This is a genomic window from Bradyrhizobium sp. WSM1253, from assembly GCF_000244935.1.
GTDB classification, from domain to species: domain Bacteria; phylum Pseudomonadota; class Alphaproteobacteria; order Rhizobiales; family Xanthobacteraceae; genus Bradyrhizobium; species Bradyrhizobium canariense.
Genome location: NZ_JH600073.1, coordinates 1,075,357 through 1,088,006, shown reverse-complemented (window position 1 = coordinate 1,088,006; position 12,650 = coordinate 1,075,357). Strand labels below are relative to the sequence as shown.

Genomic DNA, 12,650 nt, shown 5'->3' with positions numbered 1-12,650 from the left:
CGTGCGCTGGCGAATACGGAAGCCTTCGAGCAATCGCACCGCGAGCGCAAAAGGTCGAGATGCGGTTTGCTCATATGAAACGCATTCTCAGGCTCGACCGGCTTCGGTTGCGGGGCCTGAATGGCGTCAGGGACGAAGTGCTGCTCACAGCCACCGCGCAGAACCTGAGGCGGCTGGCCAAGCTAATCTGCCGTCTCCCGCCACAACTGGCAGTCCCGTGCTGAAATCCACCAGCAAAATGGAAACCGCCGACACGCCGTACCAAAAAACCGCCGAAACTCCAAAGCCAAGCTCGCCCCCAAGTCAGAAACGAGTTTTGCAACACAATCCAACGCAAAGCGGACATTAGGGGGTGGACCTGAAACAACGTAGCGCCCACCTGCGATCAAAGCGCTCAGTTGAGCTTAAGCTCTTGGAGGGTCATATGAGGACGCGTTCTTTCGCGGCAGTAGGTATCCTGGCAGGTATGATGCTGTCGTCGGCCGCGAACGCAGCTGAGTTGAGGGTGCTGGCCGGCGGTGCCATGACAGCGGTGTGGTCGGTTCTAAAGCCGAACTTCGAGCAAACTTCAGGCCACAAGCTTGACGTCTTCTTCGGCACCACACCGAACCTGATCAAGGAAGCGACGTCCGGCAAGCCGTTCGATGTCGGCGTCGTGCCGGTCGAGGTAATGAGGGACGCCGCCGCGCGATCACACTTCGCAGCCGGGCCGACGCTGGACATAGCTCGCGTTGGCCTCGGTGTCGCGGTTCGCGACGGTGCGCCGAAGCCCAACATCTCCACGCCCGACGCGTTTAAAGCTGCCTTGCTTAACGCGGAATCGGTCGCCTCGATTCCGGAAAGCGCAACCGGCTATTCAATCGCGAAGGTATTCGAGCGTCTCGACATCACCGAGCCGATGAAAGCCAAGATGAAAGCGCAGCCGACCCCCGCACAGGTCGTCGCTGTAGTCGCCAACGGAGAGGCTGAACTAGCGCTATTCCTGATGAACGTCTTGACGGCACCGGGTTTGGATGTGGTTGGACCTTTCCCCGCTGACTTGCAGCAGGATGTCGTATTCACGGCCGCGCTCGGTGCGGGCACAAAGGAAGCGGCAGCCGCGAAGGCGCTCCTCGATTACCTGAAAACGCCGGACGCCGTATCGGTGATCAAGGGCAAAGGTATGACGCCGGGGTAACAATCAGCCGTTTCGTCACGCAACGACGTTCTGATCAACAGCGGATGCTTTAAAAAGCGGGCCGCTGGCGCATGTCGGCTGACGCCAACGTCCTAGCATCGCCGAAGGACCGCTTTTCAGGAGCATCGTACGAAGCAGGTCAGGGCCAAATAGGTGACATTCGACTTTCCTCGCGCTCGTCAGGCGCCGGAAGTCTCTCGCGACTGCTGTACGCCCGGACCTTCACTCCCATGGGTCAACACGGCCTCGGCAGCAGCTTCGTCGATGGCCGCCATTACCTGAGCGGTTGCGGAATGATGAATCATGTGTCCCGCGCCGTCGATCCGGCGCAATTTGCTCTGCTTGATCTCGCCATGCAGCCTGACCGACTGCTTGATATCGATCATACGATCGCCCTGGCCCGCGATAATGATCGTGGGCATCTTGAGTTCTGCATAAGTCTTCGAACCTGAGAATGCGGCGGGGATCAACATCGTCGCTTCAGCGGCTGTGGCCCGCATCTGTGATGGGCGGAGCGCCATTTCTTTCGGAAAGCCCGTGAACTTGTTCGGGACCGGCCGGGGCCCAAACAACTTGCGCAACGTCGCGGGCCACATCATCCGACCGGCTAGCGGCGAAATCGTGGAGCTGATGAGGTCCCCGAGCACCGGTAGGGCGGACAGCACTGACGCGGCGCTGTCCGAGCGGGGCGTCGGGAAATAATAGCCCGAGGCCAGCACGAGAGCCTGCACGACCGAAGGATGTCTTGTCGCCAGCGCAACCGCAACCGACGCGCCCCACGAATGGCCAAGGACAATCGCTTGAGAGACGCCGAGCTGATCGAGCGCCTTCTTGAACAGGTCCGCCTGGGCATCCGGGGTCCAGACGACGTGCCTCGGCCGCGAGCTATGCCCAAATCCGGGACGATCGAACACGATGACCCTGTAGTTTTCGGCTGCGAGATCGATCAATCCACTCGCGTCGAAATCCTGGACCAGGCTGCCATTGCCGTGAAACAAAACCAGCGGCTTGCCCCTGCCGCGTTCCAAATAGTGCAGGCGAACGCCATCGATATCGATGAACCGACCCTGCGGAGGATTATCGCGTTGCGCTTTGTTCGCGAGCCGCCGGTTTATGATTGCGCTAGCCGCGATGAAGGTACCTGCGGCAGCAAACGCGGCGGCGCCCGGATGTCGCGTGATGGCGGCCAGGCAATCGGATAGAAGGGAGCTGGAACGTGTTCGTCGTGCAAGGCGCATGTGCATTACCTTAGGTGGTCTGCACGACGCCCCATCAAATGAGAAATGTTGCAGCTGAGTTGAACGGTTCGCCGGGGTGTTCGTTCCTTGGCAGGATCGATGCGGCGCCGGCGGCGGGGCCCAAGGGGGCAAACGTCCGCGCCATCCGCGACCTCATCCGCAGGTGCCCTGATTGGCTTACAGGAACCTGACGGAAGGGAGCGGCCGGCCCGCCGGCTGCTTTTTCGCTGGCCGAGATGCCCCGGATGATGGATGACAGCGAAGATGCGGCGGAAGCCGTGCGGTGACAGCGGAACATCCCGCGGGAAAATGCGATGCGCCTTCTAATCGTCGAGGACAATGCCGAGCTGTCACGGCTCGTTGCCGGCGGGCTGTCGGCGGCCGGCTATGAGAGCGACATCGTCGGCAGCGCGGCCGAAGCGCGCGAGGCGGTCAGCAGCGTCAGCTATGCCGCGATGATCCTCGACCTCGGACTGCCCGACGGCGATGGCCTGTCGGTGCTGCGCGAGCTGCGCCGGCAGATGGAGCCCTTGCCGGTGCTGGTGCTGACCGCGCGCGGCGGCTTGCAGGACCGCGTCAGCGGCCTGCGCAGCGGCGCCGACGACTATCTCGCCAAACCGTTCGCGATGGAGGAGCTGGTGGCGCGGCTGGAGGCGATCCTGCGCCGTCCGGGCCAGTTGCTCGGCCGCTCGCTGCGCCTCGCCAACCTCGTCTATGACACCGAAAGCCGCCAGATCTTCGTGGACGACCAGCCGCGCATCATCTCCGCGCGCGAGACCTCGGTGCTTGAGATCCTGCTGCGCCGGCAGGGCAGGGTGGTGCCGAAGAAGAACGTCGAGGACCACATCTTCGGTCTCGACGGCGAAGTCGCCTCCAATGCGGTCGAGGTCTACGTCTCGCGGTTGCGCAAGCAGCTCGCCGAGCACGGCGCCAAGGTCGTGATCCACACCATCCGTGGCGTCGGCTATCTTATGGCCGAGGAGAAATAGCGTGGCCCGGATCGGATCTCACGCCGGATTCCGCGCCGGGATCCATGCGAGGTCGCCAACGTTCAAATCGCTGATCTGGCGCATCGTGTTCCTGCACATCGTGGCGGTCGCGGTGGTTGCGATCTTCCTGCCGCTGGTGCTGTTCTGGCTGCTCAATTCCGAGATCGACCAGTTGCATCGCGATGCCATGCGCGCGCAGGCCGAGGTGTTGGCCGAGCGCATCGTCGCCCAGCCCGACGGGCTGTTGACGTTCAACCTGCCGGACAGTCTCAAGGGCCTTTATTCGGAAGCCTATGGCCGCTACCAGTACGACATTCGCGATGCCGAGGGGAATCTGCTGTTCTCGTCGCGGCGCAAGACCGGCACTGCCACGGCCGCGCCTCCGCCGCTCTCCGAAACGATTTCCGGCGCCGGCGTCACTCGCATCATCGACGGCAAGGTGATGCGCATTCGCGTCGCGGAGGACCTCGCGCACCGCGACGTCATCATCGATGACATTGTCTCGAACTTCTTCCGGCGGGTCGGGTGGATCACGATTCCAATCCTGCTGGTCCTGCTCGCCATCGACATCATCATCTTTCGCCGCGCCGTCGCGCCGCTGTGGAAGGCCTCCGAGGAGGCAAGCAATATCGGCCCGGCGCGCACCGACATCCGCCTGCCGACGGAGCAGATTCCGCGCGAGATCATGCCGCTCGTCACCGCCGTCAACCAGGCGCTCGACCGCCTCGAGGACGGCTTTCGGGTGCAGCGGCAGTTCACCGCCGACGCCGCGCACCAATTGCGTACGCCGCTCGCGATATTGCGCACGCGCATCGAGACGCTCGGCGACGGCGCCGCAAGGCAGGCGCTGCATGCCGACATCGAGGGCATGAGCCGCATCGTCGCGCAGCTGCTGGAGATCGCCGAGCTCGACACGCTGGTGCTCGATCCCGGCGAGACCGCGGATTTGCGCGCGGTCTGCGCCGAGGTGGTCGGTTCGATCGCGCCGCTCGCGATCGCGCAGCACAAGGATATCGCGCTTAGGGGCAGCGAGGCGCCGGTGCTGATCCACGGCAATTCGGTGATGCTCCAGCGCGCGATCTTCAACCTTGCCGAAAACGCCATCAAGTTCACGGCAAAGGATACGTCGGTCGATGTCGATGTGAGCGAGAACGGTGCGGTGCGCGTGCGCGATTGCGGACCGGGAATTGCGGAAGCCGAGCGTGAATTGATCTTCCACCGCTTCTGGCGCGCCGACCGCCAGCGCAGCGACGGCGCCGGCCTCGGGCTCTCGATCGTGCGCGCGGTGGCGGATGATCACGCGGCAACGGTTGCGGTGGAGAATCTTCCGGGCGGCGGCGCGCAGTTCACGCTGCGGTTCAGGCTGGCGGAGAAGCGGGGCGACGTTGATTTGAACGCAGTGCGGCACTGACGCTGCACCCTCGCCCCTTGTGGGAGAGGGTGGCTCGCCGCGACAGCGGCGAGCCGGGTGAGGGGTCTCTCTCCGCGAGTCCGACTGCGAGTTGAATGCGCGGAGGCAACCCCTCATCCGGCGCTTCGCGCCACCTTCTCCCACAAGGGGAAGAAGGAAGAGAGCGCTATTTCAGCTTGCCGGTGGACAGATCCATGATCATGCGCGTGGTCAGATAAAGCCGCGGCACGATGCTGTCGAGTTTAACATATTCGGCGTCGTTGGAATGCGCGCCGAAGCCCGACAGGCCCATGCCTTCGACCACGGCTCCGCTGGTCTTCAGCGCGGCAAACGCCGCATCGGTGCCGCCGCCGGTCGCCTTCTCGTCGACCTTGAGGGGCAGTCCGATCTCCCCATAGATGGTCTTGCCGTAGGCCGCCACGCGGCGCGAGGCGTCGTTGGCCTCCAGCGGCGGACGGCGCACCTCGAATTTGAGCGCGACCTTGGAGTCGGGCAGCAGGTGATTCTTGATCTTGTCCTGCAGCGCCTTCTCCAGCTCGTCGAAATCGGCGACCTTGAGGGCGCGCGCATCGGCCTGGGCCGTGGCCTCGGCGGGGATGACGTTGCGGTTGGTACCGGTCTTGGAGACCGTCCAGTTCAGTTTCAGGCCCTGCTCCGGTTTGGACAGGTCCTTCATCTGCAGCAGCTGATGGGAGAGTTCGTACAGTGCATTGACGCCGCCCTCGGGCCGCGAGCCTGCATGCGACGACTTGCCCTGTACCGTGAGATACGCCGAGCCGATGCCGCTGGTGGCCAGCCGCAGCGTGCCGTCGGTGCCGCCGCCTTCAAACGAGAACACCACATCCTGATCCGCGGCGAACCTGGTGATGGTGCTGCGCCAGCCGGGCGACGAGATCTCCTCGTCGCCATTGGTAAGCACCGTGAGCGTGCCGTAATCCCGGAAGCTCAGCTTCTGCAGCAACGCTACGGTGTGAAGAATGAGCGCGACGCCCTGCTTGTCGTCGGCAATGCCGAGGCCGTAGGCCTTGTCGCCGTCGATGCGGAACGGTTGATCCTTCAGCATGCCCTTCAGGTACACGGTGTCCATGTGGGCGATCAGCATGATCTTCTTGCTGCCTGTGCCCTTGAATACGGCGTGTACGGCCGGGCCGATCTTCTCGGGTGTGTCGTCGAGGCGATAGACGTCGGTGGGCTGCAGGATCTCCACCGTGCCGCCGAGCTGCTTGAGCTGGCCGGCAACGCGCTCGGCGATCTGATTCAAGCCTTCGACATCCTTGCTGCCGGATTCGATGCTGACGAGATCGCGCAGCGTGTCGAGCAGCGGCTGCTGCTCCTTTTGCGCCAGCGCATGGACGTCGGCCACGACATTCGCACTGGGCTCCGCATGCGCCGGCATTGCCGCACATGCCAGCCAGAGCGACGCGATCAACGGAGCAACGAGCGATGGAGCAGGGTGGGATCGAGACATGCGTGGCGGCCCTAGGTTGGGGGATGGCGCGGTATGCCCGTGTTTCCGGCGCTTGTCACGCGCCCGGGGCACCCGGCATGCCCGGCCGAGGCGGACGTGATGGGAAGGGCCAGGGCGCCGGCCGCCTAAGCCTAAAGTCGTAGGATCGGATGGCGTGGGAGCTGAGCATTTTTGTCCCTCACATCGTGAGGGATGGAAATCGGACGACACTTGTTCCATGCTGGCCTCCAAGCCTCGGCAAGAAGGCCCACCGTCACAATCCATCAGGGTAGGAAATCATGAAAAGACGAGATTTTATCAAGGTCACCGGGCTTGGTGCGGCGGGTGTCGCCACGCTTGCCGCTCCAGCGATCGCGCAGACGACGCCCGAGATCAAATGGCGCATGCCGACGAGCTGGCCGAAATCACTCGATACGCTCTATGGCGGCGCCGAGATGATGGCCAAGATGGTCGCGGAAGCGACCGACAACAAATTTCAGATTCAGACATTTGCCGGCGGCGAGATCGTGCCGGGCCTTCAGGTGCTCGATGCCGTGCAGAACGGCACCTGCGAAATCGGCCACACCGCGTCCTACTATTATTTCGGTAAGGACCCGACCTTTACTTTCGGCTCGGCTGTGCCGTTCGGACCGAACATGCGCATCAACCAAGCCTGGTACATGCTGGGCGGCGGCAGGGACATCCTCAACGAGTTCTACAAGAAGTATAACGTCGTCTCGCTGCTTGCCGGCAATACCGGCTGTCAGATGGGTGGCTGGTTTCGCAAGGAGGTGAAGACGCCCCAGGACTTCAGCGGGTTGAAATTCCGCATCGGCGGCTTTGCCGGAAAGGTGATGGCCAAACTAGGCGCGGTGCCGCAGCAGATCGCCGGCGGCGACATTTATCCGGCGCTGGAGAAGGGCACCATCGACGCCGCCGAATGGGTCGGGCCCTATGACGACGAGAAGCTTGGCTTCGTCAAGGTCGCGCCGCATTATTACTTCCCGGGCTGGTGGGAAGGCGGGCCGATGCTTCTGGCCTTCGTCAACCAGGACAAGTGGAATGCGCTGCCGAAGCACTACCAGAGCATCCTCGAGCAGGCGGGACACTACGCCAACAATTGGATGATGGCGAAGTACGACCAGTCCAATCCACCGGCGTTGCGGCGTCTGCTCGCGGCCGGCGCCAAGCTGCATCCGTTCTCGCCCGAGATCATGCAGGCCTGCTTCAAGGCATCAAAGGAGCTGCACACCGAAGTCTCGGCCACCAACCCGGACTTCAAGAAGGTCTATGAATCCCTGACCGCGTTCTCGAACAACGGATATCAGTGGTTCCAGGTTGCTGAAGTCGGCTATGACAACTTCATGGCGCGCAACTCGCAGAGCTGATCGCAGAGCGCACGATCGGCCCAAACAAAAAACCCGGAGCGCAAGCTCCGGGTTCTTTTTTGCGGGTGGGCCGGGCGCTATTGCTTCGGCTGGCCGAAGTCGAGCGGCGGCAGGTCGATCTGCGGGATCTCGATCTTGATGCTGTTGGGATCGATCGTGGACTGCACGCCCTTGTAATGCATCACCATCGACGGGAACATGATCACCAGCAGCACCATGATCATCTGAATCACGACGAACGGCACCGCACCCCAATAGATCTGTCCCGTCGTGACCGGCTCCATGCGTTTGCCGGTGACGCGGTCGGTATAGCGCTCCTTCGGCGCGACCGAGCGCAAATAGAACAGCGCAAATCCGAACGGCGGATGCATGAACGACGTCTGCATGTTGACGCCGAGGATGACGCCGAACCAGATCAGGTCGATGCCGAGATGCTCGGCAGCCGGCCCGAGCAGCGGGATCACGATGAAGGCGAGTTCGAAGAAGTCGAGGAAGAACGCCAGCACGAACACGAAGGCGTTGACGAAGATCAGGAAGCCGATCTGGCCACCGGGCAGCGAGGTCAGCAGGTGCTCGACCCAGACGTGGCCGCTGACGCCGTAGAAGGTGAGCGAGAACACGCGCGCGCCGACCAGGATGAAGACGACGAAGGCGGACAACTTCGCCGTCGATTCGGTGGCCTGACGAACGAGGTCCCAGGTCAGGCGCCGCTTCGCGGCTCCGAGAATGAGGGCGCCGGCTGCACCCATGGCGCCGCCTTCGGTGGGCGTCGCGACACCGATGAAGATCGTACCCAGCACCAGGAAGATCAGGAACAGCGGCGGCACCATGACGAAGGTGGTCTGTTGCGCCATCTTCGAGAGGAAACGGAAGCCCGTCAGCTTGTCGATGGCCCAGTTCGCGACGGCGACGAAGAACGCGAAGAGGATGCCGAAGAACATGCTGAGCACGACGAAGTCGGCGCCGTGTGTCTCCGAATTCCGCATCATGAACCAGCCGAACACGCAGCTCGCCAGGAACAGCACGCCGAGCGACCTCAGGCCGCGGTCGCCGCTCTCCTCGCGGAAACCGATGGCTTCCTTCGGCAGGCCCGGGGCGGCCTTCGGGAAAATCATGGTCACGAGGAACGCGTAACTCGCATAGAGGCCGGCGAGCACCAGGCCCGGAATGAACGCACCCTCGTACATGTCGCCGACCGACTTGCCGAGCTGGTCGGCCATCACGATCAGGACGAGCGACGGCGGAATGATCTGCGCCAGCGTGCCGGAGGCCGCGATGATGCCGGTCGCCACGCGGCGATCGTAGCCGTAGCGCAGCATGATCGGCAGCGAGATCAGGCCCATCGAGATCACCGAGGCCGCCACGACGCCGGTCGTCGCCGCAAGCAGGGCGCCGACGAACACCACCGCGTAGGCGAGGCCGCCGCGAATGGTGCCGAACAACTGGCCGATGGTGTCGAGCAGATCCTCGGCCATGCCGGAGCGCTCGAGCACCAGTCCCATGAAGGTGAAGAACGGAATGGCGAGCAGCGTGTCGTTGTTCATCACGCCATAGACGCGCTCGGGCAGGGCCTGGAGAAAGTCCGGGTGGAATTGTCCGAGCTCGACGCCGATGATGGCGAAGAATAGGCCGACGGCGCCAAGCGAAAATGCCGCCGGATAGCCGAGCAGCAGCACGATCACCAGCGTCGCGAACATGATTGGCGCCATATTGGCGACGATAAACGCGGTCATTGAATCCCCCTACGATGCCGCTTGGCGATCACTTCTGTTCGATCGCTTCAACGAGATGCTCGACTTCGGCCTCCAGCGCCGAAATCTGCGACTCGTGGGGATCCGGAATCATGCCACGCATGACGGCGATCCGTTTGATCAGTTCGGAGACGCCTTGAACAAGCAGGAACGCGAAGCCGATCATGATGAGCGACTTGGCCGGCCATTGCGGCAGGCCGCCCGCATTACCGGATTGCTCGTTGATCTGAAGCGAGCGCAGGAAGAACGGTATCCCGGTCACGATCATGACAACGGTGAGCGGGATCAGGAAGAAGATGTGCCCGATGATGTCGATGATGTTGCGAGTCCGCTTCGGCATCATGCTGTTGAAGATGTCGATCCGGATGTGCTCGTTGTCGAGCAGCGTCCATGACGCGCACAGCAGGAACACGATGCTGAAAAGCACCCATTGCAGCTCGAGCCACGAGTTGGAGGACGTGTCCAACGTCTTCCGAATGATCGCATTCACCGCCGAGATGACGACGGCGACCAGGATCAGCCAAGCCAGACGCTTGCCGGTCCAACGTGTGAACGCGTCAATTCCATTGCTCAGCTTCAGGAGCGCTTGCAAGATTGGTCCTCCCCGATTTGCCCCGGCCGTCTTGACTGCGCCGAGTGGCGCGTTGGCTTGTCTCGCCGCGCAGGCATGAGGCAGCCGCACCAAACCAGCGAGTTTGCCGCCAGTCAATCGGAAGTTTGTTGATAGTTAAGGGGAATAAGCCGCGGCCCGGCAGCCGATGCTAGCCGCCGGTGACGCTCATGTGCCTGCTGACGCTGGGGCGGTCGTGGCGGCGGTCGATGATGAAGTCGTGGCCCTTGGGCTTCAGCCCAATGGCGCGGTCGATTGCATCCGCAAGCAGCGAATCGTCGTCCGATGCACGCAGAGGTTTGCGCAAATCGGAGGCATCCTCGTGGCCGAGGCAGGTGTGCAACGTTCCCGTGCAGGTGACGCGCACCCGATTGCAGGATTCGCAGAAATTATGGGTCATCGGGGTGATGAAGCCGAGCTTGCCGCCGGTCTCGGCGACGCTGACATAGCGCGCCGGGCCGCCGGTGCTCTCGGCCAGATCCGTCAGCGTGAAGTGCTGGGCGAGGCGCGCGCGCACCAGCGACAGGGGCAGGTACTGGTCAATACGTCCCGATCCGATCTCGCCCATTGGCATGACCTCGATCAGCGTCAGCCCCATGCCCTTGCCGTGGGCCCAGCGCATCAGGTCGGGAAGCTCGTCCTCGTTGAGGTTCTTCAGCGCAACGGCATTGATCTTGACCGCGAGGCCCGCAGCGCGTGCCGCCTCGATGCCTTCCAGCACCTTGTCGATCTCGCCCCACCGGGTGATCTCGCGAAACTTTTGTGGGTCGAGCGTGTCGAGCGAGACGTTGATGCGGCGGACGCCGCAATCGGCGAGTTCGCTCGCGTATTTCGCAAGCTGGGTGCCGTTGGTGGTCAGCGTCAGCTCGCTCAACGCGCCGCTCTTGAGATGCCGCGACAGCGAGCGCACCAATGTCATCACGTTGCGGCGGACCAGCGGCTCGCCGCCGGTGAGCCGCAGCTTCTTCACGCCCTTGGCAATGAAGGCGGAGCAGAGCCGGTCGAGTTCCTCCAGCGTCAGCAGGTCAGCCTTGGGCAGGAACGTCATGTCTTCCGACATGCAGTAGAAGCAGCGCAGGTCGCAGCGGTCGGTGACGGACACGCGCAAATACGAGATGGTCCGTCCGAACGGATCGGTCATCGCGCTCGACAGCGCGGCGCGGGAGCTCGCGGAAAGTCCGTTCATACCAAATGCCTTGTCACTTGCGGCAACGCGAGCAGTTTTGCTTCAGCGGTGTCCTGGAAGCAATCTAAGCATCGAACGCGTCAGAGACAATTGGGGCGTTAGCGGAGGTCAGCGCTTGCCCGTGTTCGGATCGGGGAACGGCGAGTCCGCGGCCGGCGCGGCAGCAGCCGCCGGGGCAGCCGCGGGCGCCGCCGGTTTCGGTTTCTTCGGCCGGTGCGGCTTGCGGACCGGTTTCGGTGGAATGGCCGGCTGGAGCTCCGCGAAAACCGGGTTGGGGTCGGTGGTGACCGAGGCGGGCGTCGTGAAGTCGCCGGGATTCTTGATGACGTTCACCGGCACGCTTACCGGCTGGTATTTTGGCAGCGCGAAAGCGACCGTGAAGGGGACGTCCGGGGCGGGAACCGAGACGGAGCAGGGGGTCTTGCAGCCCTGTCCGAGCGAGGTCGTGGCGTCAGCACCCGCAGGATTGGATTCGAGCCGGACCTGGACGGTCGGCGGGGCCGATTTGAACATGTTCCAGGAAGTTGAAGACATCGAGGAGCAGCCGGCAAGGCTCGTTGCCCCGAAGGACGCGAGTGCGGCGAACCGCCACACCCCGGACAAACTTAGGAGTGTCGTTCCGAGCGAGCAACCGGCGGGCCTCGCATAGTTAATAGATGGTTAACGCGGGATTTCTGCGGAATAATCAAGCTATCTCAGCTATTTGAGATCTGCCTGCGCAGTCATCAGGCTGCTGGCGGCTGCCGGCAGGTCGCGCATGTGATGGATCAGCCGGTCCGGCTTCAGCTCGGCGATCGGGACGTCCGTATAGCCGAAGCTGACCCCGATCACGGGAACTCCGGCGCGCCGGGCCACGCCGACATCGGGTCCGGCGTCGCCGACCATGATGCTGGCTTTGACCTCGCCGCCGGCCCGCGCCACCGTTTCGCGGAAAATGGTCGGATCGGGCTTTTGGACGCCAAAAGTGTCGGCGCCGCAGATCGCGGCGAAGCGTCGGCTCAGGTCGAGCTGGTCCAGCAGGCGCTTCGACAGCCATTCCAGCTTGTTGGTGCAGACCGCGAGACGATGGCCCTGGGCCGCAAAATGGTCGAGTGCGGCCTCCAGTCCCTCGAAGGGCCGGGATTCGACGGCGATATTGTCAGCGTAATAAGCGATGAAATCGGCCGTCATCCGGTCCATGTCGGCAACCGTGACGCTGCGGCCCTCGGCCTCCAGCCCCCGCTCGATCAGCTTGCGGGCGCCGGCGCCGATCATGTTGCGGGCCGAGGCCATCGGCACGGGCGGCAGCCCTTCGCGGTCGAGCACGTAATTGAGCGCGGTGATCAGGTCGGGCGCCGTATCCACAAGCGTGCCGTCGAGATCGAAGACGATGGTGTGGGAGGGGGTCATGGTCCAGCGCTACCGGCCCGGCCCTGCCCACGCAAGGGCCGAAGCCATAAGATCACCTTATAAG

General features: G+C 63.2%; 12 protein-coding genes. 5 read left to right on the top strand and 7 right to left on the bottom strand.

The annotated features are described in order from the left end of the window. Together BRA1253DRAFT_RS41160 and BRA1253DRAFT_RS07140 are read left to right on the top strand one after the other, a co-directional pair. A partial coding sequence (locus tag BRA1253DRAFT_RS41160; RefSeq protein ID WP_371261303.1) for a transposase occupies positions 1-224 on the top strand: 224 nt, incomplete at its 5' end. A 200-nt stretch (positions 225-424) separates the two neighbouring features. Then, positions 425-1,177, top strand: a complete 753-nt coding sequence (locus tag BRA1253DRAFT_RS07140; RefSeq protein ID WP_007592588.1) for a substrate-binding domain-containing protein — start codon at positions 425-427, stop codon at positions 1,175-1,177. 179 nt (positions 1,178-1,356) lie between these two features. Here the strand turns inward: BRA1253DRAFT_RS07140 and BRA1253DRAFT_RS07135 are convergent, their stop codons facing one another. Further along, the gene (locus BRA1253DRAFT_RS07135) at positions 1,357-2,415 is read right to left on the bottom strand and encodes an alpha/beta fold hydrolase (protein WP_007592586.1); all 1,059 of its coding nucleotides are present in this window, start codon (positions 2,413-2,415) and stop codon (positions 1,357-1,359) included. Between the two features lie 314 nt (positions 2,416-2,729). Here BRA1253DRAFT_RS07135 and BRA1253DRAFT_RS07130 point away from each other — a divergent pair, with 314 nt between their 5' ends. Further along, positions 2,730-3,404 carry a response regulator transcription factor gene (locus BRA1253DRAFT_RS07130; protein ID WP_007592584.1) on the top strand — a complete coding sequence of 225 codons (675 nt, stop codon included), beginning with the start codon at positions 2,730-2,732 and terminating at the stop codon, positions 3,402-3,404. A 1-nt stretch (position 3,405) separates the two neighbouring features. After that, positions 3,406-4,815: a HAMP domain-containing sensor histidine kinase gene (locus BRA1253DRAFT_RS07125; protein ID WP_007592580.1), complete on the top strand. Its 1,410-nt coding sequence runs from the start codon at positions 3,406-3,408 to the stop codon at positions 4,813-4,815. 166 nt (positions 4,816-4,981) lie between these two features. Here BRA1253DRAFT_RS07125 and BRA1253DRAFT_RS07120 read toward each other — a convergent pair whose 3' ends face one another. Beyond that, positions 4,982-6,283 carry a M20/M25/M40 family metallo-hydrolase gene (locus BRA1253DRAFT_RS07120; RefSeq protein ID WP_007592579.1) on the bottom strand — a complete coding sequence of 434 codons (1,302 nt, stop codon included), beginning with the start codon at positions 6,281-6,283 and terminating at the stop codon, positions 4,982-4,984. A 278-nt stretch (positions 6,284-6,561) separates the two neighbouring features. On the opposite strand from BRA1253DRAFT_RS07120, the gene BRA1253DRAFT_RS07115 reads away from it, so the two are divergent. Further along, positions 6,562-7,650, top strand: a complete 1,089-nt coding sequence (locus BRA1253DRAFT_RS07115) for a TRAP transporter substrate-binding protein (RefSeq protein ID WP_007592577.1) — start codon at positions 6,562-6,564, stop codon at positions 7,648-7,650. A 77-nt stretch (positions 7,651-7,727) separates the two neighbouring features. Here BRA1253DRAFT_RS07115 and BRA1253DRAFT_RS07110 read toward each other — a convergent pair whose 3' ends face one another. The 5 genes from BRA1253DRAFT_RS07110 to BRA1253DRAFT_RS07090 all read right to left on the bottom strand — a co-directional run bounded on the left by BRA1253DRAFT_RS07110 (position 7,728) and on the right by BRA1253DRAFT_RS07090 (position 12,586). Further along, positions 7,728-9,383 (bottom strand): TRAP transporter large permease subunit, encoded by a 1,656-nt coding sequence (locus BRA1253DRAFT_RS07110; protein ID WP_007592575.1) that lies wholly within the window; start codon positions 9,381-9,383, stop codon positions 7,728-7,730. A 28-nt stretch (positions 9,384-9,411) separates the two neighbouring features. Then, positions 9,412-9,993 carry a TRAP transporter small permease subunit gene (locus BRA1253DRAFT_RS07105; RefSeq protein ID WP_007592574.1) on the bottom strand — a complete coding sequence of 194 codons (582 nt, stop codon included), beginning with the start codon at positions 9,991-9,993 and terminating at the stop codon, positions 9,412-9,414. 169 nt (positions 9,994-10,162) lie between these two features. Beyond that, a complete protein-coding gene (gene moaA / locus BRA1253DRAFT_RS07100; RefSeq protein WP_007592572.1) occupies positions 10,163-11,197 on the bottom strand; it encodes a GTP 3',8-cyclase MoaA in 1,035 nt (344 codons plus the stop codon). A gap of 108 nt (positions 11,198-11,305) precedes the next feature. Further along, entirely contained in the window at positions 11,306-11,731 is a 426-nt protein-coding gene (locus BRA1253DRAFT_RS07095) for a hypothetical protein (protein ID WP_245285865.1), read from the bottom strand. Between the two features lie 165 nt (positions 11,732-11,896). Then, entirely contained in the window at positions 11,897-12,586 is a 690-nt protein-coding gene (locus BRA1253DRAFT_RS07090; RefSeq protein WP_007592569.1) for an HAD-IA family hydrolase, read from the bottom strand. Positions 12,587-12,650 lie beyond the last annotated feature (64 nt).

What these genes read in the sequence shown, in the direction of transcription:
- BRA1253DRAFT_RS07140 (WP_007592588.1), top strand. Translation starts at nt 425, where the DNA reads ATGAGGACGCGTTCTTTCGCGGCAGTAGGTATCCTGGCAGGTATGATG.
- BRA1253DRAFT_RS07135 (WP_007592586.1), bottom strand. Translation starts at nt 2,415, where the DNA reads ATGCGCCTTGCACGACGAACACGTTCCAGCTCCCTTCTATCCGATTGC.
- BRA1253DRAFT_RS07115 (WP_007592577.1), top strand. Translation starts at nt 6,562, where the DNA reads ATGAAAAGACGAGATTTTATCAAGGTCACCGGGCTTGGTGCGGCGGGT.
- BRA1253DRAFT_RS07110 (WP_007592575.1), bottom strand. Translation starts at nt 9,383, where the DNA reads ATGACCGCGTTTATCGTCGCCAATATGGCGCCAATCATGTTCGCGACG.
- BRA1253DRAFT_RS07095 (WP_245285865.1), bottom strand. Translation starts at nt 11,731, where the DNA reads ATGTCTTCAACTTCCTGGAACATGTTCAAATCGGCCCCGCCGACCGTC.
- moaA (WP_007592572.1), bottom strand. Translation starts at nt 11,197, where the DNA reads ATGAACGGACTTTCCGCGAGCTCCCGCGCCGCGCTGTCGAGCGCGATG.
- BRA1253DRAFT_RS07130 (WP_007592584.1), top strand. Translation starts at nt 2,730, where the DNA reads ATGCGCCTTCTAATCGTCGAGGACAATGCCGAGCTGTCACGGCTCGTT.
- BRA1253DRAFT_RS07090 (WP_007592569.1), bottom strand. Translation starts at nt 12,586, where the DNA reads ATGACCCCCTCCCACACCATCGTCTTCGATCTCGACGGCACGCTTGTG.
- BRA1253DRAFT_RS07120 (WP_007592579.1), bottom strand. Translation starts at nt 6,283, where the DNA reads ATGTCTCGATCCCACCCTGCTCCATCGCTCGTTGCTCCGTTGATCGCG.